Below are 23,516 nucleotides of genomic sequence, written 5' to 3' on the forward strand. Positions count from 1 at the left end.
CTAGGCGGGGTCGGCGATCGCGAGCACGGCGGCGGCCATGCCGGCCGTGCGGCGCACGTCGTGCATCCACAGGGGCACGGCGGTGGCACGGATGCCGGCCGCCGCGAGTGCGGGTAGCGCGCCGGCATCCGTTTCGTCCACGAGCCAGGCATCGAGCACGCCGCCGGCCGATCGGGCGCCGTAGTGCAATCCCACGGCGAGGGCCGAGGTCTCGACCCCGATCGTGTGCAGACACGCGTCGGCCATGCCGCGCACGGCCGCGCCACCGATGATGGGTGACACTCCCACGACGTGCGCACGGGTCGAACGGAGGGCGGCGCGGATGCCCGCAACGGCCGTGATCGTTCCGATGGAGACGACGGGATTCGACGGGGGAAGAATGACGAGGTCGGCCTGTTCGATGGCCTCGATCACTCCCGGTGCGGGCACGGCCTCACCCAGTCCCACCTGCACGAACTCAGTGACCGGAAGGCGGGCCCGGTACCGAACCCACCATTCCTCGAAGTGCATGAGTTCGCCGGCGCGGTGCTCGTCCGCGTTCTCGGCCAGCCGAACGTGCGTCTCCACCGGCTGGTCGCTCATCGGCAGCAGGCGCACTCCCGGCTGCCAGCGGCGGCAGAGAATCTCCGTCGCCTCGCTCAGTGTCGACCCGGTTCGCAGCAGGTCGGTGCGCACGATGTGCGTGGCGAGGTCGAGGTCGCCGAGCGTGAACCAGGGCCAGCCTCGGCCGTAGGCGGCGATCTCGGCGGATGTGCGGCGGGTTTCGTCGGGACGGCCCCAGCCCTGCTCCTCGTTGATTCCGCCGCCGAGGGTGTACATCACGGTGTCGAGATCGGGGCAGATACGCAGTCCGTCGAGCCACATGTCGTCGCCGGTATTCACGATCACGGTGACGGTGGCCTGCGGATGCGCCTCCGTGAGGTGGGCCAGCAGGCCCCGGGTGAAGCGGGCGCCGCCGATTCCTCCGGCCAGCACGGTGATGTTCTTCACGGGGTACCTCGTTTTGGGTCGGTGGGGAGCGGGGTGGTGTCCAGCGCGGAGAACACGATCACGGGATGGCCGCCGCGCGGGTGGTCGATGATGTAGCAGTCGACCCCGTAGACGTCGGCGATGATGTCCGGGCGCAGCACCTCGCGTGGGGTGCCCGCGGCCACGAGACGCCCGCCATGCAGCAGCAGAATGCGGTCGCAGTACGCGGCGGCCAGATTGAGATCGTGCAGGGCCATGATCGCCGTCAGGCCGAGCCCTCGAACCTGTCCGAGGAGGGAGAGCTGAGCGCTCACGTCGAGGTGGTTGGTGGGTTCGTCGAGCAGTAGCAGGCTGGGACGCTGCGCGAGCGCCCGGGCGATCTGCACGCGCTGTTGCTGCCCGCCACTGAGCGTGTGCCACAGGCGATCGGTGATGTCGCTCGCGCCGACGGCCGTGAGGGCGTCCGCCGCCACTTGACGGTCGTCGTCCCCGCCGAAGCCGCCGAGCAGGCGCGTGCGATGCGGGATCCGCCCGAGCAGCACCACCTCGGCGACCGACAGGTCGACGCTCGGTGAGGTGTTCTGCTCCAGCAGGGCCACTCGCCTCGCGACTTCGCGTCGGGGTAGCGAGCCGATGGCCACATCGTCGAGGGCGACCTCGCCGGCATCCGCCTTCTCGATGCCGGCCAGGAGGCGCAACAGGGTGGATTTGCCGGCGCCGTTGGGTCCGAGCAGCCCGGTCACCGTGCCGGTGTCGATGGACGCCGACACCTCGCTGAGAATGCGTGTTCCGTCGATGGAGAACGAGAGATCGCGGATCGTCACCCCCATACGGCCGACCGCTTTCTCTTGATCAACAGGATGAAAACGGGCACGCCGATGAACGCGGTGATGATGCCGACGGGGAGCTCGCGCGGGTCGAAGACGGTGCGCGCGAGGGTGTCTGCGACTACCAGGAACAGGGCGCCGCACACGATCACCAGCGGCAGCAGCCGGCGATGGCCCGGTCCGCTGAGCCCGCGCACGAGGTGCGGGAGGATGAGGCCCACGAAGCCGATGGAGCCGCTGACCGCCACCATCGCCCCGGTGAGGAGCGCAACGGATCCGAGCAGTCCCCAGCGGGTGGCGTTCACGTTGATCCCCAGACTGGCGGCGGAGGTGTCCCCGAACGCGAACGCATCGAGCCGGGTCGCCGAGAGCACGATTCCGATCCCCACGACGAGAAGCGCGGTGCCTGAGATGATGACGCTCTGCCAGGTACTGCCGGCGACGGAACCGAGCAGCCAATTGAGAATCTCGCGGTATGAATCGCCCTTGGCGGCCCAGAAGATGACGAAGGACGTGCCGGCCGCGGCGAGTTGGGCAATGGCCAGACCGGACAGCACGGCGCGCGCCGGGGTGATTGTTCCCCCGACCCTGGCAATGCTGAGGGTGGCGAAAAGGGCCAGGAGCGCGCCAAGAAATGCGGCGGCGGGAAGGGCGAAACTCACGCCGAGAATGACCACGCACACCGCACCGAGCGACGCCCCCGACGACAGGCCCAACAGGTACGGGTCGGCAAGCGGGTTGCGGGTGACGCTCTGCATGACCGCCCCGCTCAGCGCGAGTCCCGCCCCGACGAAGGCCGCCGTGAGTACCCGGGGCAGCCGCAGCTGCCACACGATCGAGTCGATGAGCGGGGGAACCGCCTCGCCGAACGAGAAACCGAGGCGCTGGGCGAAGCTGCCGGCCACATGTGTGAGGCTCACCTCTGCCGGACCGATTGTGACGGCCACGGCGCAGGCCAGAAGCAGGGCGAGGACGGCTGCTCCGAACCAGATGGCGTACCTGCGGCCGGTCAACCGGTCACCCTGTCCCGCATGCGCTCCGGGGCTACTTGCTCAGGTCGGCGAGCTGGTCGATGGTGGAGGCCGTGGCCTCCACGTTGCGAATGCCGGCTTCGGTGGAGGCGAAGGGCAGGATGATGTAGCGCTTGTTGGCCACCGCATTCAGGCCCTGGGTGGCGGCGCTCGATTCGAGGTTTGCGATCTTGTCGGCGGCGGTGTTCCACGTGGCGTCGACAAGCACGATCACGTCGGGGTTCGCCTCGATGATCGATTCCCAGCCGACGGATGTCCACGTGTCATGCACATCATGGAATATGTTCGTCAGTCCGGCGGCCTGCATGATCATGTCGGGGGATCCTATGCCGGCACCGACATACGGGGTGTCTGTCCCGCTGGAATACCAGAGGGCGGTGCGCTTGTCCGTGGTGACCGGCTCGAGGGCGGCGAGGTCGCCGGTAAGAGACGTCACGAGGGCGTCCGCCTCCGGTGCAACGCCGAAGATGTCGCCGGCCTCGGTGATCTCGGAGAAGACCGTGTCGAAGGTGAGGGGGTCGGGCATGGCGTCGCCCTTGCAGGCCGCGGGCGACACGTAGCTGCCGATACTGAGATCAGCCAGCGCCGCACGCTCGCCCACGCCGTCGGCGGAGAAGTTGGACTCCCAGCCGCCGTAGATGAAATCGGGAGTGAGCCCGAGGACGGCCTCTTGCCCCGGGAGGAAGTCGCTCATCACGTTCAGGTTCGCGCCGGTATCCGCCAGATTCGACGGCAGCGGGCCGTCAAGGAATGCCGAGCCGACGATGCGGTCGGCGAGGCCCAGGGCGAGCATCATCTCGGTGGCCGATGACTTAATTGTCACGACGCGTTCCGGAGCGGACGTGACCGTGAGGCTCGTGCCGCAGTTGTCGACGGTGACCGGGTAGCTTGCGTTGAGAAGCGGGGGCACGGTCGGTGTTGCCGCGGGCGGCACCGCGGCGGCGCATCCGCTTAGCAACAGAGCGGCGCTGGCGCCCAGACCGACAAGAAGGAAGCGAACACGACACGACATTGATTACCTCACGAATTGGGCATAGGAAACTGGATTTTCCAGTGACCTGCCGCCCAAATCGAGGCAAGCTCAACCAATAAAGTCCAATTGGCGGTCCTGAGTACCGTAGCAAGATTTGGGACCGCCTTATAGCGCGCGGGTTTTTTGCCTGTTACCACTGCCATTGCCATACTCGTCATATCGGTTCCAGAAATGGCGCCCCCAACCGGCACCCCGAATGGGAAAGTGCCAGATTGAGTAGAGGCAGCATGTTGAAGCTGGGTTTGAAAGCGTCCGCAGAACAATTCGCACCACGAGAACTGGTGGAGCTCGGAGTCATGGCCGAGGAACATGGGCTCGACAGTGTGACGGTGAGCGATCACTTCCAGCCGTGGCGGCACGTGGGCGGCCACGCGCCCTTCGCCATGTCCTGGATGACCGCGGTGGGCGAGCGGACGAAGCGCGTGCAAATCGGCACGTCGGTCATGACCCCTACGTTCCGCTACAACCCGGCGGTGCTCGCCCAGGCCTTCGGTACGATGGCGTGCCTGTATCCGGGCCGCATCATGCTCGGCGTCGGAACGGGCGAGGCGCTCAACGAGATCGCCACGGGATTCAAGGGCGAATGGCCACCCTTCAAGGAACGATTTGCGCGCCTGCGGGAATCCGTCGATCTGATGAGGCAGCTCTGGACCGGCGAGCGCACCGACTTCGAGGGGGACTACTACTCGACGGTCGGTGCCACGCTCTACGACATTCCCGATGCTCCCATTCCGGTATACATCGCGGCCGGTGGTCCCGTTGTCGCCCGCTATGCCGGCCGTGCCGGAGACGGCTTCATCTGCACCTCGGGGAAGGGAATGGAGCTCTATACCGAGAAGCTCCTGCCCGCCGTCGCGGAAGGTTTGGACACGGTCGAGCGCCCCCAGGACGACATCGATCGCATGATCGAGATCAAGATTTCCTATGACACGGATCGCGACACCGCGCTCGACAACACGCGATTCTGGGCTCCGCTGTCGCTGACTCCCGAGCAGAAGCACTCCATTCAGGATCCGTTGGAAATGGAGGCCGCCGCTGATGCCCTCCCGATCGAACAGGTCGCCAAGCGCTGGATTGTCGCCTCCGACCCCGACGAGGCGGTTTCTCTGATCAAGCCGTACCTGGATGCGGGCCTCAACCACCTCGTCTTCCACGCACCTGGCCACGACCAGAAGCGCTTCCTCGACCTGTTCGAGCGGGATCTCGCTCCCCGGCTGCGCCAGCTCAGCTGACGCGCGAGAGCGCGCGTCGCGGCATCCGCACCAGCGCCGTGCCGTACCGGCGCGGCCCGTCGTGGCCGCCCGGGTCGCCGGTGTTCGTGCCCGTGCCCGGAGCGCTAGGCCCAGCGCAGACTCAGGGAGTGCGCCGCCGCGCCCCCGCTGCCGGCGGCAGCCGCGAGCGCTTCCGCCACCGGTGCGATGTCCTCGGGCAGGGCGCCGGCGGTCACCCGGATGAACGAGCCCCCTTCGGCGGCGATAAATGGTGAACCGCCGGCAACGCGGATTCCTGACGCGGCGAGACGCACGATGGCGTCTCGCTCGTCATGGACCGGGAGCCAGGTGTTGATGCCATCGGCCTGGCCCAGGGCTATGCCGTGCCGAGCCAGGGCCTCGCTCAGCGCCCGCTGCCGCGCGAAGTAGATGCGGCGGGCCTCGCTCACCTGAGCCATGCTGTCGCCGTTGGTGAGCAGATCGTGCAGGATCGTCTGCAGCATCCGACTTGTCCAGCCGGGGCCGAGCATGCGGCGCGCCACGATTGGATCGACGAGGGCCGACGGGCCTCCGATCGCGGCAATGCGCAGGTCGGGGCCGTGGGACTTGGAGAAGCTCCGCACATGCAAAACCCGGTCGGGCAGCCACCGGCCCAGGCTCACGTCGGGGGCAATGCTGATGTCGCCGGAATGGTCGTCCTCGATCACAACGGGCTTCGAGGGACTGGCCGCGAGCAGGTGGGCCAGCTCCCCGGCGCGGTCCGCCGTCATCGACGCCCCGGTGGGATTGTGAGCGCGCGGTTGCAGGATCACCGCGGCCGGCGCGAGCCGCAAGGCGGCAGCGAGACTGGCCGGAACGATCCCTTCCGCGTCGATCTCCACCGCAACCCGCTCCAGGCCGAGCTGGTCGAGCAGGTCGAAGAACGGCGGAAACGTCGGATTCTCCACGATCACGCGGTCACCGAACCGGGTGATCTGGTCGAGGCTGCGGGAGATCGCATCCAGGGCGCCGTCGACAACCGTGATCGCCTCGACCGGGTACGGCCAGGATCGCTGCAACTCGTCGAGCAGCTCGGGAATCACGGGGAGATCCTGGTAACTCGGAGTGACCGCGCGCTGCGAGACGCGGGACAGCGCCGGGCCCAGCGCCGGCAACAGCCGCGGGTCGGGTGTGCCACGCGAGAGATCCAGCCGCGAGGGTCCGAGGGGGCCGGCCAATGTCTGACTGCGGGCGGGCAGCCACTTCGGGGCCGCGTCGAGCACGAAGGTACCGCTGCGACCGCGGGAGACGATGAGCCCGGCCGCGGACAGGGCCTTCCACGCGTGACTGATCGTTGCCGGGCTCACCCCGAGCTCTGCGGCCAGGTCGCGCACCGTCGGCAGGCGGTCCCCGGGAACGAACCGGCCCGCATTAATGAGCCGACCGACGGCAGCGGCGATTCCGGCGGGAGTGCGGTGTTCGATTTCCTCGACCAAGTTGTGCATTGCTCTTGCCTCAGCGTTCATCGGGCGACAGGATGATTAACGTGTGTGTCACTTAGAGAAACACAATTGAAATGTTTACGTCAAATAATAACAAAACCGGACGACGTCGTCCGGTGGGACCAATCACGACAGGTGAGAAGTACGCGGCCATCGCGGCCGTCGGACTCCGACACCCTGAAGCACAAGATCCTCAGACGATGGGCGGAACAAGAATATGAGCGTTGACCAAAGAAATATCGTTCGAACGGCCATCACGCAGGCCACCTGGACCGGCGACCAGGAGTCGATGATCCAGAAGCACGAGGAGTTCGTGCGGACCGCGGCCAAAGACGGCGTGCAGGTAATCTGCTTTCAGGAGCTGTTTCACGGACCGTACTTCGGCATCGTGCAGGACTCGAAGTACTACGAGTATGCGCACCCCGTGCCGGGACCTCTGGTGGAGCGCTTCCAGAAGCTCGCGGCCGAGTTCAGCATGGTGATCGTGTTGCCGGTGTACGAAGAGGAACAGCCGGGCGTGCTCTACAACACGGCGGCCGTGATCGACGCGGACGGCAGCTACCTCGGCAAGTATCGCAAACACCACATCCCCCACCTGCCGCAGTTCTGGGAGAAGTTCTACTTCCGTCCGGGCAACATGGGCTACCCGGTCTTCGAAACGAAGTACGGCAAGATCGGCGTCTACATCTGCTACGACCGGCACTTCCCCGAGGGCTGGCGCGCGCTCGGCCTCAACGGGGCGGAGATCGTATTCAACCCGTCGGCGACCAAGCCGGGCCTGTCCAACCGGCTGTGGGAGCTGGAACAGCCCGCCGCCGCCGTTGCGAACCAGTACTACGTGGGGGCGAACAACCGCATCGGCAACGAAGCGGCCGAATTCGGGGACGAGGCCGTCACCTTCTACGGCAGCTCCTACTTCGTCGACCCGAAGGGCAACTACGTCGGCGACGTAGCGTCGGCCGGCACCGAAGAGATCATCGTGCGCGACCTCGACCTCGGCGTCGTGCGTGAGGTGCGCAACAGCTGGCAGTTCTACCGGGACCGTCGCCCGGACTCCTACGACTCCCTCGTCGCACCCTGATCACTGCCCCCCCTGATCGTCCACGTTCCGGCTCGTGCGGCCGAGTCAACCTCGACCGCACGGCTCGGAACACTTGAGAACGGATGCACATGAAGACTTTGATTAAGAACGGCACCGTGGTCAACGCCACGGGCCGAGGCCTCGCCGACGTGCTCATCGACGGGGAAACCATCAGCGCGGTGCTCGCGCCCGGATCCACCCTGCTCGGTTTCAATGTGGAAACCAACGTCGACCGGGTCATCGACGCCCGCGGCAAATACGTCATCCCCGGCGGCATCGACGCCCATACCCACATGGAGATGCCGTTCGGCGGTACCCAGGCCAGCGACACATTCGAAACCGGCACCCGGGCCGCCGCCTGGGGCGGAACCACGAGCATTGTGGATTTCGTGGTGCAGTATGCGGGCGAAAACGTGCTCGAACGCTATGCGGCCTGGCAGGAAAAGGCATCCGGCCAGTGCGCCATCGACTACGGCTTTCACCAGATCCTCTCCGACGTGCAGGACTCCTCGTTGACCGCGATGGACGAACTCGTGAACGAGGGCGTCTCGAGTTTCAAGCTGTTCATGGCCTACAAGGGCGTGTTCCTCAGCGATGACGGTCAGATCGTCAAGGCCATGCAGCGCGCCGCCACCAACGGCAGCATGATCATGATGCACGCCGAAAACGGCAGCGTCATTGACCTCCTCGTGCAGCAGGCGGTCGCAGCCGGCAATACGAGCCCGCTCAACCACGGCCTCACCCGTCCCTGGCAGGCCGAGGAAGAAGCCACGCACCGGGCGATCATGTTGGCCAATCTGACCGGCGCACCGCTGTATATCGTGCACGTTTCAGCGAAACAGGCGGTGGCCCAGATCGCCACCGCACGCGACAACGGTCAGAACGTGTTCGGCGAGACCTGCCCGCAATACCTCTACCTGTCGCTCGAGGACAACCTCGCCGCCGAGAGCGACGAGTGGGGCAGCTTCGAAGGCGCCAAGTGGGTCTGCTCCACCCCGCTGCGCGCCAAGGCCGAGGGCCACCAGCACCACATGTGGCAGAGCCTGCGCACGAACGACATCCAGATGGTCTCCACCGACCACTGCCCGTTCTGCATGAAGGGCCAGAAGGACATGGGCCTGACCGACTTCTCCAAGATCCCCAACGGCATCGGCTCGGTCGAACACCGGATGGATCTGCTCTACCAGGGCGTCGTCGACGGCAAGATTTCGCTTGAACGCTGGGTCGAGGTGTGCTCGACCACGCCGGCTCGCATGTTCGGCATGTACGGCACCAAGGGCGTCATCCAGCCCGGCGCCGATGGCGACGTGGTGATTTACGACCCGAACGGACACACCTCGATCGGGGTCGACAAGACCCACCACATGAACATGGACTACTCCGCCTGGGAGGGTTACGAAATAGACGGACACGTCGACACCGTCATCTCCCGCGGCAAGGTCGTGATCGACGGGAACGAGTACCTGGGAACCAAGGGCGACGGCCGCTACATCAAGCGCGGTCTCAGCCAATACCTGATCTAGACCAGATTCCCACTTCTTCAGCTACCACCAAGAGAGAGCACGACATGGATTTTGGAGCAGTACTACAGACGAACCCGCCGTCGGCACGCACGGTGCAACTGGCCAAACTGGCCGAGGCCCACGGCTTCAGCCACGTGTGGACCTTCGACTCACACCTGCTCTGGCAGGAACCTTATGTGATCTACAGCCGCATCCTCGCCGAAACCAGCAAGATCATTCTCGGACCGATGGTCACCAATCCCGCGACCCGGGACTGGACCGTCACCGCCTCGACCTACGCGACCCTCAACGAGATGTACGGCAACCGTACGGTCTGCGGGATCGGCCGCGGCGACTCGGCCGTGCGTACCACCAATGGGGCGCCGACAACGCTGAAGACGCTGCGGGAATCGATTCACGTGATCCGTGAACTGGCCAACTCCCGATCCGTCGAACACAACGGCGCGACCCTGCAGTTTCCCTGGAGCAAGGGTTCCAGCCTCGAAATGTGGGTCGCCGCCTACGGTCCGCTCGCCCTCAAACTCGCCGGCGAGGTCGGCGACGGGTTCATCCTGCAAATGGCCGACCTCGACGTGGCCGAGTGGATGATCAACACCGTGCGCACCGCCGCCTCAAACGCGGGCCGTGACCCCATGGCAGTGAAGTTCTGCGTCGCAGCGCCCATGTACGTGGGAGATGACTGGGAGCACATGCGCGACCAGTGCCGGTGGTTCGGTGGAATGGTCGGCAACCACGTCGCCGACATCGTCAGCAAGTACGGCACCGACTCGAACGTGCCCAAGGCACTGACCGACTACATTGCCGGCCGCGAAGGGTACGACTACAACCAGCACGGCCAGGCCGGCAATGAGCACGCCGCGTTCGTGCCCGACGAGATCGTGGACCGCTTCTGCCTCATGGGCACGGCGGCGGACCACATCGAAAAGCTTCAGGCGCTCAAGGCGCTCGGCGTCGACCAGTTCGCCGGCTACCTGCAGCACGACAACAAAGAGGAAACGCTGCGGGTCTACGGCGACACGATCATTCCGGCCATGGCCGACCACATCGTGGCCACCCGCTGACACACCGAGTCACGAAGGGAGGCCCGCATGACTCAACTGTCGCCCGCGCACCGCGCGCGGTTCGGGCTGTCAGCCCGCTGGCGAGGCACGATCTTCGGGGTGCTCGGTGTTGTGACGATCGCCCTGATCTGGGAACTGTACAAGTTTCTCGGTCCGGCCGACGGCGTCATCATCGGCACCCTCACGGTGCTGCCGCGCACGAGCGACCTGGCCATGCCGCACCTCGCAACCATGCTCGCGCGCCTGTTCGAACCGGTGACCGGGGCGGCGATCGCGGTGCCACTGTGGCAGGCGGTCGCAGCGGCGTCCCTGTTCACCCTCGGCATCGCATCCGTGGGCTGGCTTGTGGGCGTCACGGTCGGCATGATCCTCGCCCTGCTGATGCAGCGGTTCCGCCTGGTGGAATCCATGATTCTGCCGTGGATCATTCTGAGCCAGACGGTGCCCCTCATCGCCATCGCACCCCTGGTGCGGCGGTGGGGCGCGCAGATCAACATCGGCGAGTTCTCCTGGGAGAGCTGGATGTCGGTGGCGTTGATCGCCAGTTACCTCGCCTTCTTCCCCGTCTCGATCGGCGCGCTGCGCGGTCTGGGATCGCCGGACGCCAACCACGTCGACCTCATGCGCTGCTACTCCGTGGGCTGGTGGAAGACCCTGTGGCGCCTGCGCCTGCCGGCCAGCGTCAGCTACCTGCTGCCCGCCCTGCGGCTCGCCGCGGTGAGCGCCGTCATCGGCAGCGTCGTCGCCGAAGTCTCCATCGGACTCCGTGGCGGCATCGGCCGCCTGATCGTGGAGTACGCCGGGTCGTCCGGCGGCGACCCCGGCAAACCCTGGGCCCCCATCTTCGGGTCGATCCTGGTCGGCCTGGTCGCGGCCGGATTCGTCGGCCTGATCGGACTGTTTCTTCGTCGTTTCCGCAGAGGAGAGTCTCCCGCATGAGCATCACCGCACCTACGAACAATCCAGACGCACGCACCACGACATCGGCCGTAGAGGTGGACGGGGTGAGCCGGGTCTTCGCCGCCCGCAAGGGCGACGGCGTCACCGCGCTCGACAACGTGAGCCTCACGGTCGCCCCCGGCGAATTCGTGTCGCTGATCGGGCCGAGCGGCTGCGGCAAGAGCACCCTGCTGCGCCTCATCGCCGACCTCGACATGCCCACCAGCGGCAGCATCGAAGTATTCGGCAAACCGGCCCGGCAGGCCCGGATCGACCAGGACTACGGCATCGCCTTTCAACAGGCCGGGTTGTTGCCCTGGCGCACGGTCGCCGGCAACATCGAATTGCCGCTTGAACTGCACGGTCTGGGCAAGGTCGCGCGACGTGCCCGGGTGGCGGAACTCATCGAACTGGTGGGGCTGTCCGACTTCGCGCGCCACTACCCCGACCAGCTCTCCGGCGGCATGCAACAACGCGTCGCGATCGCCCGGTCTCTCGCCGAAAGCCCGAGCTTGCTGCTCATGGACGAGCCCTTCGGCGCCCTTGACGAGATGACCCGCGAGCGGATGCAGAACGAGCTGGTGCGCATCTGCGCCGAGACCAAGGCCGCCGTCGTGTTCGTGACGCACTCCATCCCCGAGGCCGTCTTCCTCTCCGACCGCGTCGTGGTCATGTCACCGCGTCCCGGACGCATCCGTTCGATCGTCGACGTGGGGCTCGGTGACATGAGCAACCGCGGCGAAGACCTGCGCGAAGACGAAAACTTCTTCCGTGGGCTCAGCCAGGTGCGCGACCTGCTGCACGGCGACGAGAGCGCGAGTCGGCCGCCGGGCGCCAGAGGAGTGGAAACCCGATGAGAGACGCCCAGCCGCGCGTGATGCAGACGGTGCTCGCGCCGATCCTCTTCGGCGCTGCGGTGATCCTGCTGTGGCAGGCCCTCGTCACCGGCTTCGCGATCAAGGCGTTCATTCTCCCGGCGCCGTTCTCCATCGGTTCCGAGTTCGCGTCCAACCTGCAGAATGTGGCTGACGGGATGTTCGTCACCGGCCGGAACGCCCTCGTCGGGCTGCTCCTGGGCGCTTTCGTGGGCATCCTGCTCGCGATCGTGTCGTCGCTGGCTCGCGTCTTCGACCAGATGGCCGTGCCCGTGGTCGGCGCCCTGTCGGTGGTGCCCATCGTCGCCCTCGCTCCCGTGCTGTACACGATGTTCGGGGCCGGCGCAGAAACCGCACGACAGCTCGTTGCGGCGCTCGCTGTGTTCGTTCCGGTGTATTTCAACACGCTCAAGGGTCTCCGTCAGGTGTCGCCCGTGCACCGGGACCTCATGCGCTCCTACGCAGTGTCCAACTGGCAGGCGACCCGGGCGGTCACGCTGCCCACCGCGCTTCCGTTCGTGTTCACCGGCCTGCGGATTGCGTCGTCGCTCGCGGTGATCTCGGCTCTCATCGCCGAGTACTTCGGCGGACCGGTCGGGGGCCTTGGCAAATCCATCACCTCTGCCGCCGCCAGCAGCAACTACGGCCTGGCCTGGGCCTACGTGCTCGGCTCCATCATTCTCGGCCTGGTGTTCTTCTGCGCAGCTCTCGGTGTCGAGAAGCTGACCAGTCGGCGCCCCGGATAAACGTCCCGTCGGCAGCAGTCGACGGGCAGCATGACCACAGCACCGCATTACCTCCTTTCTGTACACCCGCACTAGAGAAGGCGATCACATGATGAAACACAGCACTTCACGACTCGGAACTCTCGGAACCATGGCCGCGCTTGGCGCGCTCGTCCTCAGCGGATGCAGCACCGCTGCCTCCACGGACGATGGGGACTCCGGGGGGCTCACCCCCATCACCCTCCAACTGCAGTGGGTCGCTCAGGCGCAGTTCGCCGGCTATTACGCGGCGGTCGACCAGGGCTACTACGAAGACGAAGGTCTCGACGTCACCATCGCAGAGGGCGGCCCCGACATCGTTCCCCAGGACGTGCTCGCCGCCGGCGACGTCGACTACGCCATCTCGTGGGTGCCGAAGGTGCTGGGCTCGATCGAGCAGGGCGCCAACATCACCGACGTCGCGCAGATCTTCGAGCGCAGCGCCACCACGCAGATTTCGTTCAAGGACCAGAACATCACCACCGCCGCCGATCTCAAGGGCAAGAACGTGGGCAGCTGGGGCTTCGGCAACGAGTGGGAACTCTTCGCCGGAATGCAGAAGGCGGGTGTCGAAATCGACGACATCTCGCTGATCCAGCAGGCCTTCGACATGAACGCGTTCCTCTCCGGCGACATCGATGCGGCACAGGCGATGACGTACAACGAATACGCGCAGGTGCTCGAGACCGAAAACCCCGACACCGGTGACCTCTACCAGCCCGAAGACCTCAACGTCATCGACTGGAACGACGAGGGCTCGGCGATGCTGCAGGATGCCATCTGGGCGAACACCGACAAGCTCGACAGCGACTCGGACTACGCCGACAACACCGTGAAATTCATCAAGGCCTCGATCCGCGGCTGGATCTATGCCGCGAACAACGCGGAAGAAGCCGCCGGAATCGTCACGGCCGCCGGGTCTTCCCTCGGCACAAGCCACCAGCTGTGGATGACCAACGAGGTCAGCAAACTGATCTTTCCGTCCAGCAACGGCGTCGGCCTGATCGATGAAGCGGCCTGGTCGAACACCGTCGACATCGCCATGAACACCAAGAACGAAACCGGCGCGACCATTATCACGGCCGAGCCGCCGGCAACCGCGTTCTCGAACACCTACGTGCAGCAGGCGCTCGACGAGCTGATCGACGACGGAGTCGACGTGATGGGGACCGACTGGACCCCGATCGACGTCACGTTGAACAAGGGCGGCAACTAGCCCGCACCGCTTGACCGGCCGGGCGGCGGCATCCGCTGCCCGGCCACCCCACGACTCTTCTCCTGTCCCTGCCCCGTACGTCTCAACCGAAAGAAGCGATACTTGTGAACGACACCACCGCAGTCGGAACCGCGCAGGTCGGACTGACCGAGCGCACCACGGAGCTCGATCGCGCGCACGTTTTCCATTCCTGGTCGGCGCAGGCGGCGCTGAAGCCGCTCGTGATCGCCGGAGGTCTCGGCTGCCGGGTGTGGGACTACGACGGACGCAGCTACCTCGACTTCTCCAGTCAGCTGGTGAACCTCAATATCGGCCACCAGCATCCGGCCGTCATCAAGGCGATCACCGAGCAGCTGCAGTCCCTCACGACGATTTCTCCGGCCACCGCCAACCTGGCCCGCGGCGAAGCGGCACGACGCATCACCGACCGTGCCCCCGAGGGGTTCAATAAGGTCTTCTTCACCAATGGCGGTGCGGATGCGAACGAGAACGCGATCAGGATGGCCCGCCTGCACACCGGGCGTGACAAGGTGCTCTCCCTCTACAAGTCGTACCACGGCAACACCGGTGCGGCCATCGTCGCGACCGGCGACTGGCGTCGCATCCCCAACGAGTTCGCCCGCGGGCATGTGCACTTCTTCGGACCCTTCCTCTACCGCAGCGAGTTCTGGGCCACAACCGAGCAGGAGGAATGCGAGCGCGCTCTGCACCACCTGGAACGGGTGATCCAGAGCGAGGGCTCCGAATCGATCGCCGCCATCCTGCTCGAAACCGTGCCGGGCACGGCCGGAATCATGCTGCCGCCGCCGGGCTATCTCCCCGGTGTTCGCGCTCTGTGCGACAAGTACGGCATCATGCTCATCTTCGACGAGGTCATGTGCGGCTTCGGCCGCACCGGTCGGTGGTTCGCGTTCGAGAACTACGATGTTGTCCCCGACCTGATCACCTTCGCCAAGGGCGTCAACTCCGGCTACGTTCCCGCTGGTGGCGTGATCATCTCCGACCCGATCGCCGCCGATTTCGACGAGACCGTGTTTCCCGGAGGTCTCACGTACAGCGGACATCCGCTGGCCATGGCCTCGATCGTGGGAACGCTCGACGCAATGGAGGACGAGGGCATCGTGGAAAACGCGGCGCGCATCGGCCGCGACGTGCTCGCTCCGGCGCTCGCCGCGCTGCAGGCGGCGCACCCGATCATCGGCGAGGTTCGTGGTGAAGGTGTCTTCTGGGCCATTGAACTCGTGGCCGATCACGACACCCGCGAACCCGCCGGCGGCAGCGTGATGGGACGTATCAAGACCGAGCTGTTGGCTCGCGGTCTGCTTCCGTTCATCATCGAGAACCGCATTCACGTGGTCCCCCCGTGCGTCGTGACCGACGCCGAAGTGGCCGAGGCCATCGCCATCTACGACGAGGTTTTGAGCCTCGATCTGCTCTCCTAACCATCCGCTTACCGAAAGGCTCACCGCAATGACCGACACCGCCGTCTCCACCACGCTTCCGCTCCTCGCCCACTGGGTCGACGGGGCGCCGTACGCCGGCAGTTCCACCCGCACGTCGCCGGTGTACAACCCCGCCACGGGTCTCGTCACCAAGAACCTCACCCTGGCGACCGCCGCCGACCTCGACGCCGCCGTCGCGAATGCCCAGGCCGCGTTCCCGCTGTGGCGCGATACCAGCCAGGCCAAGCGCCAGACCATCATGTACAACTTCCGCGAACTGCTCAACGCACGCAAGGGCGAGCTCGCCGACATCCTCACCGCGGAACACGGCAAGGTGACCGCCGACGCCCTCGGCGAGATCATCCGCGGGCTCGAGGTTGTCGAATTCGCACTCGGCATGCCCCACCTCTCCAAGGGAGACTACTCAGAGAACGTCTCGACCGGCGTCGACGTCTACACGCTGCGCCAGCCGCTCGGCGTGGTCGGCATCATCAGCCCGTTCAACTTTCCGGCCATGGTTCCGCTGTGGTACTTCCCGATCGCCATTGCGGCGGGAAACACCGTCGTGCTCAAGCCGAGCGAGAAGGACCCCTCCGCCGCAAACTGGCTCGCCGAGCTGTTCGCCGAGGCCGGGCTGCCGGCCGGCGTGTTCAACGTCGTGCACGGGGACAAGGAAGCCGTCGACGCCCTGCTGGTGAACCCCGACGTGCAGGCGATCTCCTTCGTCGGTTCGACACCCATCGCCCGCTACATCTACGAGACCGCGGCCAAGGCCGGCAAACGGGTGCAGGCCCTCGGCGGTGCCAAGAACCATATGCTCGTGCTGCCGGACGCCGACCTGGACCTGACAGCGGATGCCGCGGTCAATGCCGGATTCGGATCGGCGGGCGAACGGTGCATGGCCATCAGCGTGATCGTCGCGGTGGAACCGGTCGCCGACGAACTCATCGCCAAGATCACGGAGCGAATGAAGGGGCTGAAGGTCGGCGACGGCACTCGCGGCTGCGACATGGGCCCGCTCATCACCGAGGTGCACCGGGACAAGGTCGCCAGCTACATCGACGTGGCCACGGCCGACGGGGCCACGGTTGTTGTCGACGGTCGCGGCATCGAGGTCGACGGCGCCGCCGACGGTTTCTGGCTCGGACCGACCCTGTTCGACAACGTGAGCGTCGACTCGGCCGTCTACGTCGATGAGATCTTCGGTCCGGTGCTGTCCATCGTGCGTGTGGACACCTACACCGAGGGCCTCGACCTGATCAACGCGAGCCCGTACGGCAACGGCACAGCCATCTTCACCAACGACGGCGGCGCCGCCCGCCGATTCCAGAATGAGGTGCAGGTGGGCATGGTCGGCATCAACGTGCCGATCCCCGTCCCGGTGGCGTACCACTCCTTCGGCGGCTGGAAGAACTCCCTGTTCGGCGACGCGAAGGCGTACGGACCCGCCGGGATCAACTTCTTCACCCGCGAGAAGGCCGTCACGAGTCGGTGGCTCGACCCGAGCCACGGCGGCATCAATCTCGGTTTCCCGCAGAACGACTAGCATCCGCTGAACAGGGTGGGGCGGCTCACGGGAGCCGCCCCACCCTGCGTTGTGCCACCCTGCGTTGTGCCACCCTGCGTTGTGCCACCCTGCGTGTGCCGGTGCGTGTGTGCCGGCCCCGGTTTGTGTCGCCCGCGTTCCGTCGGGCGGGCGTGATCCGTGCGGGCAGGGGCCAGCCCCGCGTGGCGCCCCGTCGCGCGTGCCCCTAAGCTCCGACGTAGGTCGCGAGGTGCTTGCCCGTGAGAGTGGATCGGTCGGCGACAAGTTGCGCGGGAGTGCCTTCGAAGACGATCTTGCCGCCGTCGTGGCCGGCGCCCGGTCCGAGGTCGATGATCCAGTCGGCGTGCGTCATGACCGCCTGGTGGTGTTCCACGACGATGACCGACTTGCCGGATTCGACGAGCTGGTCGAGCAGACCGAGCAGCTGTTCCACGTCGGCGAGGTGAAGTCCGGCGGTCGGTTCGTCGAGCACATAGACGTCGCCCTTGTCGGCCATCTGCGTGGCCAGTTTCAGCCGCTGGCGTTCGCCGCCTGACAGCGTGGTGAGCGGCTGGCCGAGGCTGACATAGCCGAGGCCGACATCCGCCAGACGCACCAGGACGGCGTGCGCGGCCGGGGTGCGGGCGTCACCGGCACCGAAGAAGTCTTTGGCCTCGTCGACCGACATGGCGAGCACCTCGCTGATATCGCGCCCGCCGAGCGGGTACTCCAGAACGGATGCGTCGAACCGCTTGCCCTCGCACACCTCGCAGGTGGTGGTGACGCTCGCCATCATGCCGAGGTCGGTGAAGATCACTCCGGCACCGTTGCAGTTGGGGCAGGCGCCCGCGGAGTTGGCGCTGAACAGCGCCGGCTTCACCCCGTTGGCCTTGGCGAATGCGCTGCGGATCGGGTCGAGAAGCCCGGTATAGGTGGCCGGGTTGCTGCGCCGCGACCCGCGGATCGCGCCCTGGTCGATGGACACGACTCCCGACCCCGGGGGAATCGAGCCGTGCACCAGCGAACTCTTGCCGGAGCCGGCGACGCCGGTGATGACGACGAGCACCCCGAGCGGGATGTCCACGTCGACGCCCTGCAGGTTGTTCTCCGTCGCACCCCGGATGGCCAACGTGCCGGACGGGACGCGCACCGTCTCTTTCACGACGCGTTTGTCGTCGAAGTGGCGGCCGGTGAGGGTGTCGCTGCCCCGCAGCCCCTCGACCGTGCCCTCAAAACAGACCTCGCCGCCCGCGGTTCCCGCTCCGGGACCCAGATCGACGATGTGATCGGCGATGACGATCGTCTCCGGTTTGTGTTCCACCACGAGCACGGTGTTGCCCTTGTCGCGAAGCTCCAGCAGCAGCCTGTTCATCCGTTCGATGTCATGGGGGTGCAGGCCGATGGTCGGCTCGTCGAAAACATAGGTGACATCGGTGAGCGACGAGCCGAGGTGGCGGATCATCTTCGTGCGTTGCGCCTCACCGCCGGACAGCGTGCCGGCCGGACGGTCCAGCGAGAGATACCCGAGGCCGATCTCGACGAACGAGTCGAGCGTCTCCGTCAGCGCGGCCAGCAGCGGCGCCACCGATGGCTCCGTGACGGTGCTCACCCACGCCGCCAGGTCACTGATTTGCATGGCGCAGGCCTCGGCGATGTTCAGCCCGCCGACGCGCGATGACCGGGCGCCGTCGTTGAGACGGGTGCCGCCGCACTCGGGGCAGGTCGCGAAGGTGACTGCGCGGTCCACGAAGGCCCGAATGTGCGGTTGCATGGCCTCACGGTCCTTGGAGAGGAATGATTTCTGGATCTTCGGCACCAACCCCTCGTAGGTCATGTTGATGTCGCCGACCTTGACCTTGGTGGGCTCGTGGTACAGAAAGTCGTTGAGTTCCTTCGTGCTGTAGTCACGGATCGCCTTGTCGGGATCGACGAATCCGGACCCGGTGAAGATGCGCACCCCCCAGCCGTCGGCGGTGTACCCGGGGATCGTCATCGCTCCCTCGTTGAGAGACTTGGAGGCGTCGTAGAGCTGCGTGAGGTCGATGTCGTTCACCCTGCCCATGCCCTCACAGCGCGGGCACATGCCCCCGGTCACCGCGAAGCTGCGTCGTTCTTTCACGGTACGACCGGCACGCTCGAGTGTGACGGCGCCCGCTCCGCTCACCGAAGGCACATTGAAGGCGAAGGCCTGCGGCGAGCCGATATGCGGCTGCCCCAGCCTGCTGAACACGATCCGCAGCATCGCATTGACGTCGGTGGCGGTGCCGACGGTGGACCGGGAGTTGGCGCCCATCCGCTCCTGGTCGACGATGATGGCCGTGGTCAGTCCTTCGAGTACGTCAACGTCGGGCCGGGCGACCGTGGGCATGAAGCCCTGCAAAAACGCGCTGTACGTTTCGTTGATCATCCGCTGTGACTCGGCGGCCACGGTGCCGAACACGAGTGAACTCTTTCCCGATCCGGATACGCCGGTGAAGACCGTCAGCCGGCGCTTCGGGATGTCGACGGTGACGTCTTTGAGGTTGTTCACGCGGGCGCCCTGCACCCGGATCAGGTCGTGGCTGTCGGCGCGACGTGCCGCCGGCGACGACGTGTCTGGTATCGGGGGAGTGGTCATCGTGTCTCCTTCTGTGCCGGTCGCGTGGGCGATTGCGGGCGGTGGCGCCGGGCTCGATGGTCCTCGCGCGTCGTCTCCATTATTGCGGGAGAGGGCCCGCCATGCTGCCCCCAGCCCGCTGCGGTGAGCACGGCCCGCCGCGGTTCGCGGCCCGCACCGATAGCCAGCCTGCCTCAATACGCGGTCCGTCGCGGTTTACGCAGCCCACTGCGATGCTCGCGGTACGCCGTGGTGCGGCACTGCTCGCTACTTCTTGTGCGCGTGCTGAGATTGCACCGCCGCGGCCTGGTCTCGAAGGGCACCCATGACCGTGCGCACGGCGAGGCGTTCGGCGCGGTCGGGACGCATGAGCGCCACGATCTGTCGCTCGGCATCGACTCCGCGCAGCGGTTTGAGCACGAGTCGGCCCGGCTGGTCCCCGGCCGACGTGTACCGGGGCAGCAGCGCAATGCCGTGCCCGGCGGTGATGAAGGACTCGATCAGCCGCAGGTCCGCGAAGCGCTGCGTCACCGTGAGCCGTTCGCCGGATTGCTGTTCGATCTCGTGCAGGATGCGTTCGAAGGGGTAGCCATCCGGCACGCCGATCCACGGTTCGCCCGCCACATCCGCGGACGACACGGATGCTCGCCCGGCCAGCCGGTGATCTGCCGGCAGTCCCACGTCGAGCGGTTCGGTCATCAGCGGCACCACGCTGAGGCCTCGCCCGCCCCAGGACGGCTGACCCCGCATGGTGTGCGCGAGCACAATGTCGAATTCGGCGGTCAGGGCGGGAAAGTCGCTTCGCTCCGGGTCCCGGTCGGTGCAGGTGACGACAAGGCCCGGCGTGGCGGCCAGGTCGGCTAGCGCGCCGGGGAGCAACATCTGCCCGGCGGTCGGAAACGTCACGACGCTCACCTCGCCGGTGGCCAGATTGCGGAACTCATCCCACAGGGCGTTCGCACGCTCGAGCGCCACGGCCACGTCGCTCGCGCTGCGGGCGAGGGCCCGACCCGCCGCCGTGAGCACCAGGCCGCGGCCGCTGCGCTCGGTGAGGGGCAGGCCGGCCTCGCGTTCGAGCACCTTGAGCTGTTGGGATACCGCGGATGGGGTGCGATGCGTTGCCCGCGCAACCGCCGTTACCGTGCGGCGCTCGGCCAATTCCCGGAGGAGCTCGAGCCGCTGTACGTCCATGTAGCCAAGCTACACACGATTGGCTAAATAATGCGGTTGTGCTGCATGTTTTCCGATGATGAAATAGAGAAGTCGATCACGAGCAATGGCGCCTCCGTACTTTGACCCGCCACCTCTTGTCGAAAGGTATTTCATGTTCGCTCTTCTCGCTATTCTTGCCGCCATCTCCATCGCCTCGATCGTTTCCCTCGTGGGAACCGTGGCCCGCGACGGCTACGGTCGTATTCCCGAGCGCGCACTCGTCCGCATCTTCTAGGACCCGCCACTGCCGCGCCGCCGGGACCGCACCCGCCACCCGCCCTGTGCGCTGCACACGTGGCGTGTGTCTCTGTCGCTACTTCAGGAGATGCAGGCACCGGCATCCGCCCGGCCGCGTGTTCTTGCGGGGCCGGATGCCGCGGCCGTGGATCTCCTGAACTAGACACCGGATGCGAGCGGGGGCCTCTTGTCTCCATGCCCTAAACTTGGGTCTGTGAAGGATACGCGGCAGCAACTCATCGATTTCATCGCGGCCGAGGCCGTTTTTCACGGGGAATTCGTTCTCACGAGCGGCAAGACGGCGACGTATTACGTCGACCTGCGCCGCGTGAGCCTCGATCATCGTGTGGCGCCGCTCATCGGCCAGGTGATGATCGACCTCATCAAGGACATTCCCGACGTCTCCGCCGTCGGCGGCATGACGATGGGGGCCGACCCCGTTGCGGCTGCCGTTCTGCACCAAGGCGCGGCTCGAGGCGCCAGCTATGACGCCTTCGTCGTACGCAAGGAGCCGAAGGATCACGGGCGGGGCCGTCAGGTCGAAGGACCTGACCTCGCCGACAAGCGTGTCATCGTGCTGGAAGACACCTCGACTACCGGCGGATCACCGCTCGCGGCCGTCGAGGCGCTGCTCAAGGTGGGCGCAATCATCGCCGGCGTCGCCGTCGTCGTCGATCGCAACACGGGCGCGCGAGAAATTATCGAGGCTGCCGGCTACCCGTACTACGCGGCGATTTCCCTTGAGGACCTGGGGCTGAACTAGTGCCGAAGGACGACGAGTCCGATCACGGCTTCGACTGGTTGGCATCGCAGTTCGGAGGGCCCCAGGACGATCCGGACACGGATTTCGAATCGGAATCGGCGCATGCCAACGGCGAGGCGCCGATTGCACCCCCCTCCGAAGCCTCTGCGGAGACGGATTCCGAGCCTGCCGCCCAGGAATCTTCGGCGTCTGCCGGCGAACCAAGTGGGCCTGCGGCGCCGGAGCCTGCTGAACGGCCCTCCGCCGCGCCCGCTTTCGAGCAGGCCGAGCCGGAGCCCTCTGTATCGGATGCCGCCGCTTCGGTAGCGACTGGGCCGGCATCGTCCGACGTCCCCTCGGACGCCGAAGCGCAGGGCGAGCCCCCTCAAGCCGGCGTCCGCGATGCCCGTGGGAACCAGTCGCCAGAGGCGTCCGAATTTCCCGAAGTGACCGGCGCATCAGAAAATCCGACGGCACCGGATGCGTCTCACGAAGCCTCAGCTCCGGCGGCAGCCGACGTGACCGCTGCTTCGGAGGCGCCTGATGTGCCCGATATGCCTGGCGTTCCGGACGTCACCGCCGTGATTGACCTGACGGAGGTGCCAGTCGCACCGCACGCGCCGGTCGGTCCGGAGGAGGCTTCCGCATCCGCTCTGCCCGCCACGGGTCACGATGACGCTGATGCGGCACGGGCCGAGGCGGGGGACCGCGACGGCGACGCGGCAACCGCCGTGTTGCCCGGTGCGCCTGCGAACGACGGCGACGAGCCCGCCCGGCCGGAACGGCACTCGGCGCCGAGCGGCCCGGCCCGCACCGCAACACGCACGGTCATCTGGGTGGGCGCGGCCATCCTGGTCATCGTCATTCTCGTGGGCCTGTTCCTGTTCGGTCAGCGACTCGCGGGCGGGACCCCGGTCGTCGCCCCGACATCCACGGCATCGGCCACCCCGTCGCCGACGACCACGCCGACTCCGACGCTGACGCCCGAGGTGACGGCGGCGCAGCCTGTCGGCGATCACGCCTGGGACACCCTGTTCGGAGGCGAATGCCTGGAACCCTATGTTTCGCCGTGGGAGGAGACATTCACGGTCTCCGACTGTGCGGCGCCGCATGGCGCGCAGCTGGTGTTTCGCGGCTCATTCGGAGACGATGCCGCGGCGCCGTTTCCTGGTGAGGCCGCGCTGGCTACGCAGATGAACCTGCTGTGCACCGCCCCGGGCGTGCTTGACCTCGCGGCAGCCGGCGCCTACCCCGACCTGCAGGTTCAGGGCAGCTATCCGGTCACCGAGGAACAGTGGGCTGACCCGGCGCGCCACTACCACTGCTTCGTCAGTCGATCCTCGGCTGAGCCGTTGACCTCCAGCGTGGCGGGACCAGGCCCCACCGGCTGACCAGGCCGCGGCTTCCGCTGCTCAGCGCAACGCGCGGCACCGGGCACGAGTCACCCGCACCCGACGGATGCTCGCGACGGGCGGAGTCGAAAGACGTCGTTGTCGAGGATTACGTGGCCGTCGAAATCGATGGGCCGGGGCCGCCCGACCCTTCGCCTCACGTACGAGCAGATCCTGGTCGAGTGGCCGACCACACTCGCCGCGATAGACCGCACGGTCGTCGACGCCCGCCGAGCCCGGCACCACCGCTAAAACCGGATCATTCGCGACACGCCGGCATCCGTGGCTCCCCGACCCGGCGTGTTTCGAAAACACCGGTTGTGCGCGCACGGCCCGGCCCACGGCCCGCGGATGCCGAGG

At 66.5% G+C, this 23,516-nt stretch carries 20 protein-coding genes; 13 read left to right on the forward strand and 7 right to left on the reverse strand.

Annotated elements, in window-relative coordinates; genetic code table 11:
- From cofD to AC1MB9_RS15455, 4 genes are read right to left on the reverse strand one after another with little or no spacing between them, the layout of a single operon-like run.
- A complete protein-coding gene (gene cofD, locus AC1MB9_RS15440) occupies positions 1-990 on the reverse strand; it encodes a 2-phospho-L-lactate transferase (RefSeq protein WP_479962798.1) in 990 nt (329 codons plus the stop codon).
- Entirely contained in the window at positions 987-1,799 is an 813-nt protein-coding gene (locus AC1MB9_RS15445; protein WP_479962799.1) for an ABC transporter ATP-binding protein, read from the reverse strand. The genes cofD and AC1MB9_RS15445 overlap by 4 nt, the downstream gene beginning before the upstream one ends.
- Positions 1,790-2,809 (reverse strand): putative F420-0 ABC transporter permease subunit, encoded by a 1,020-nt coding sequence (locus AC1MB9_RS15450; protein ID WP_479962800.1) that lies wholly within the window; start codon positions 2,807-2,809, stop codon positions 1,790-1,792. Before AC1MB9_RS15450 ends, AC1MB9_RS15445 begins: the two co-directional genes overlap by 10 nt.
- Before the next feature lie 31 nt (positions 2,810-2,840).
- Positions 2,841-3,839, reverse strand: a complete 999-nt coding sequence (locus AC1MB9_RS15455; protein ID WP_479962801.1) for a putative F420-0 ABC transporter substrate-binding protein — start codon at positions 3,837-3,839, stop codon at positions 2,841-2,843.
- 248 nt (positions 3,840-4,087) lie between these two features.
- On the opposite strand from AC1MB9_RS15455, the gene fgd reads away from it, so the two are divergent.
- Entirely contained in the window at positions 4,088-5,092 is a 1,005-nt protein-coding gene (fgd, locus tag AC1MB9_RS15460) for a glucose-6-phosphate dehydrogenase (coenzyme-F420) (RefSeq protein WP_479962802.1), read from the forward strand.
- Positions 5,093-5,196: 104 nt separating this feature from the next.
- Here fgd and AC1MB9_RS15465 read toward each other — a convergent pair whose 3' ends face one another.
- The gene (locus AC1MB9_RS15465; protein ID WP_479962803.1) at positions 5,197-6,555 is read right to left on the reverse strand and encodes an aminotransferase class I/II-fold pyridoxal phosphate-dependent enzyme; all 1,359 of its coding nucleotides are present in this window, start codon (positions 6,553-6,555) and stop codon (positions 5,197-5,199) included.
- 214 nt (positions 6,556-6,769) lie between these two features.
- On the opposite strand from AC1MB9_RS15465, the gene AC1MB9_RS15470 reads away from it, so the two are divergent.
- From AC1MB9_RS15470 to AC1MB9_RS15510, 9 genes are all read left to right on the forward strand, one after another.
- Positions 6,770-7,633 (forward strand): nitrilase-related carbon-nitrogen hydrolase, encoded by an 864-nt coding sequence (locus AC1MB9_RS15470; protein WP_479962804.1) that lies wholly within the window; start codon positions 6,770-6,772, stop codon positions 7,631-7,633.
- Between the two features lie 89 nt (positions 7,634-7,722).
- On the forward strand, positions 7,723-9,156 hold the full coding sequence (gene hydA / locus AC1MB9_RS15475) for a dihydropyrimidinase (RefSeq protein WP_479962805.1): 1,434 nt from the start codon (positions 7,723-7,725) through the stop codon (positions 9,154-9,156).
- 44 nt (positions 9,157-9,200) lie between these two features.
- Positions 9,201-10,217, forward strand: coding sequence for a TIGR03842 family LLM class F420-dependent oxidoreductase (locus AC1MB9_RS15480; RefSeq protein ID WP_479962806.1), 1,017 nt, complete (start codon positions 9,201-9,203; stop codon positions 10,215-10,217).
- Positions 10,218-10,244: 27 nt separating this feature from the next.
- Positions 10,245-11,156, forward strand: coding sequence for an ABC transporter permease (locus AC1MB9_RS15485; RefSeq protein WP_479962807.1), 912 nt, complete (start codon positions 10,245-10,247; stop codon positions 11,154-11,156).
- A complete protein-coding gene (locus AC1MB9_RS15490) occupies positions 11,153-12,013 on the forward strand; it encodes an ABC transporter ATP-binding protein (protein WP_479962808.1) in 861 nt (286 codons plus the stop codon). Before AC1MB9_RS15485 ends, AC1MB9_RS15490 begins: the two co-directional genes overlap by 4 nt.
- Positions 12,010-12,777 (forward strand): ABC transporter permease, encoded by a 768-nt coding sequence (locus AC1MB9_RS15495; RefSeq protein ID WP_479962809.1) that lies wholly within the window; start codon positions 12,010-12,012, stop codon positions 12,775-12,777. The genes AC1MB9_RS15490 and AC1MB9_RS15495 overlap by 4 nt, the downstream gene beginning before the upstream one ends.
- Before the next feature lie 91 nt (positions 12,778-12,868).
- Positions 12,869-14,011, forward strand: coding sequence for an ABC transporter substrate-binding protein (locus tag AC1MB9_RS15500; protein WP_479964668.1), 1,143 nt, complete (start codon positions 12,869-12,871; stop codon positions 14,009-14,011).
- 104 nt (positions 14,012-14,115) lie between these two features.
- On the forward strand, positions 14,116-15,453 hold the full coding sequence (locus AC1MB9_RS15505; RefSeq protein ID WP_479962810.1) for an aminotransferase class III-fold pyridoxal phosphate-dependent enzyme: 1,338 nt from the start codon (positions 14,116-14,118) through the stop codon (positions 15,451-15,453).
- Positions 15,454-15,481: 28 nt separating this feature from the next.
- Positions 15,482-16,999, forward strand: coding sequence for a CoA-acylating methylmalonate-semialdehyde dehydrogenase (locus tag AC1MB9_RS15510; protein ID WP_479962811.1), 1,518 nt, complete (start codon positions 15,482-15,484; stop codon positions 16,997-16,999).
- A 205-nt stretch (positions 17,000-17,204) separates the two neighbouring features.
- Here the strand turns inward: AC1MB9_RS15510 and AC1MB9_RS15515 are convergent, their stop codons facing one another.
- Together AC1MB9_RS15515 and AC1MB9_RS15520 are read right to left on the reverse strand one after the other, a co-directional pair.
- Complete coding sequence (locus AC1MB9_RS15515; RefSeq protein WP_479962812.1) at positions 17,205-19,595, reverse strand: ATP-binding cassette domain-containing protein; 2,391 nt, start codon at positions 19,593-19,595, stop codon at positions 17,205-17,207.
- Between the two features lie 246 nt (positions 19,596-19,841).
- Positions 19,842-20,765, reverse strand: coding sequence for a LysR family transcriptional regulator (locus AC1MB9_RS15520; protein ID WP_479962813.1), 924 nt, complete (start codon positions 20,763-20,765; stop codon positions 19,842-19,844).
- A 133-nt stretch (positions 20,766-20,898) separates the two neighbouring features.
- Here AC1MB9_RS15520 and AC1MB9_RS15525 point away from each other — a divergent pair, with 133 nt between their 5' ends.
- From AC1MB9_RS15525 to AC1MB9_RS15535, 3 genes are all read left to right on the forward strand, one after another.
- Positions 20,899-21,021, forward strand: coding sequence for a hypothetical protein (locus tag AC1MB9_RS15525; protein WP_479962814.1), 123 nt, complete (start codon positions 20,899-20,901; stop codon positions 21,019-21,021).
- Positions 21,022-21,237: 216 nt separating this feature from the next.
- The gene (gene pyrE, locus AC1MB9_RS15530; RefSeq protein ID WP_479962815.1) at positions 21,238-21,786 is read left to right on the forward strand and encodes an orotate phosphoribosyltransferase; all 549 of its coding nucleotides are present in this window, start codon (positions 21,238-21,240) and stop codon (positions 21,784-21,786) included.
- A gap of 533 nt (positions 21,787-22,319) precedes the next feature.
- Complete coding sequence (locus AC1MB9_RS15535; protein WP_479962816.1) at positions 22,320-23,156, forward strand: hypothetical protein; 837 nt, start codon at positions 22,320-22,322, stop codon at positions 23,154-23,156.
- Positions 23,157-23,516: the final 360 nt, after the last annotated feature.

This window comes from Cryobacterium sp. AP27, assembly GCF_056680495.1.

Coding starts and splice junctions, on each gene's coding strand:
- AC1MB9_RS15500 (WP_479964668.1), top strand. CDS start 12,869: ATGAAACACAGCACTTCACGACTCGGAACTCTCGGAACCATGGCCGCG.
- hydA (WP_479962805.1), top strand. CDS start 7,723: ATGAAGACTTTGATTAAGAACGGCACCGTGGTCAACGCCACGGGCCGA.
- AC1MB9_RS15445 (WP_479962799.1), bottom strand. CDS start 1,799: ATGGGGGTGACGATCCGCGATCTCTCGTTCTCCATCGACGGAACACGC.
- AC1MB9_RS15525 (WP_479962814.1), top strand. CDS start 20,899: ATGTTCGCTCTTCTCGCTATTCTTGCCGCCATCTCCATCGCCTCGATC.
- AC1MB9_RS15485 (WP_479962807.1), top strand. CDS start 10,245: ATGACTCAACTGTCGCCCGCGCACCGCGCGCGGTTCGGGCTGTCAGCC.
- AC1MB9_RS15520 (WP_479962813.1), bottom strand. CDS start 20,765: ATGGACGTACAGCGGCTCGAGCTCCTCCGGGAATTGGCCGAGCGCCGC.
- AC1MB9_RS15490 (WP_479962808.1), top strand. CDS start 11,153: ATGAGCATCACCGCACCTACGAACAATCCAGACGCACGCACCACGACA.
- AC1MB9_RS15535 (WP_479962816.1), top strand. CDS start 22,320: ATGCCTGGCGTTCCGGACGTCACCGCCGTGATTGACCTGACGGAGGTG.
- AC1MB9_RS15495 (WP_479962809.1), top strand. CDS start 12,010: ATGAGAGACGCCCAGCCGCGCGTGATGCAGACGGTGCTCGCGCCGATC.
- AC1MB9_RS15465 (WP_479962803.1), bottom strand. CDS start 6,555: ATGCACAACTTGGTCGAGGAAATCGAACACCGCACTCCCGCCGGAATC.
- AC1MB9_RS15455 (WP_479962801.1), bottom strand. CDS start 3,839: ATGTCGTGTCGTGTTCGCTTCCTTCTTGTCGGTCTGGGCGCCAGCGCC.
- AC1MB9_RS15510 (WP_479962811.1), top strand. CDS start 15,482: ATGACCGACACCGCCGTCTCCACCACGCTTCCGCTCCTCGCCCACTGG.
- fgd (WP_479962802.1), top strand. CDS start 4,088: ATGTTGAAGCTGGGTTTGAAAGCGTCCGCAGAACAATTCGCACCACGA.
- AC1MB9_RS15470 (WP_479962804.1), top strand. CDS start 6,770: ATGAGCGTTGACCAAAGAAATATCGTTCGAACGGCCATCACGCAGGCC.
- AC1MB9_RS15480 (WP_479962806.1), top strand. CDS start 9,201: ATGGATTTTGGAGCAGTACTACAGACGAACCCGCCGTCGGCACGCACG.
- AC1MB9_RS15515 (WP_479962812.1), bottom strand. CDS start 19,595: ATGACCACTCCCCCGATACCAGACACGTCGTCGCCGGCGGCACGTCGC.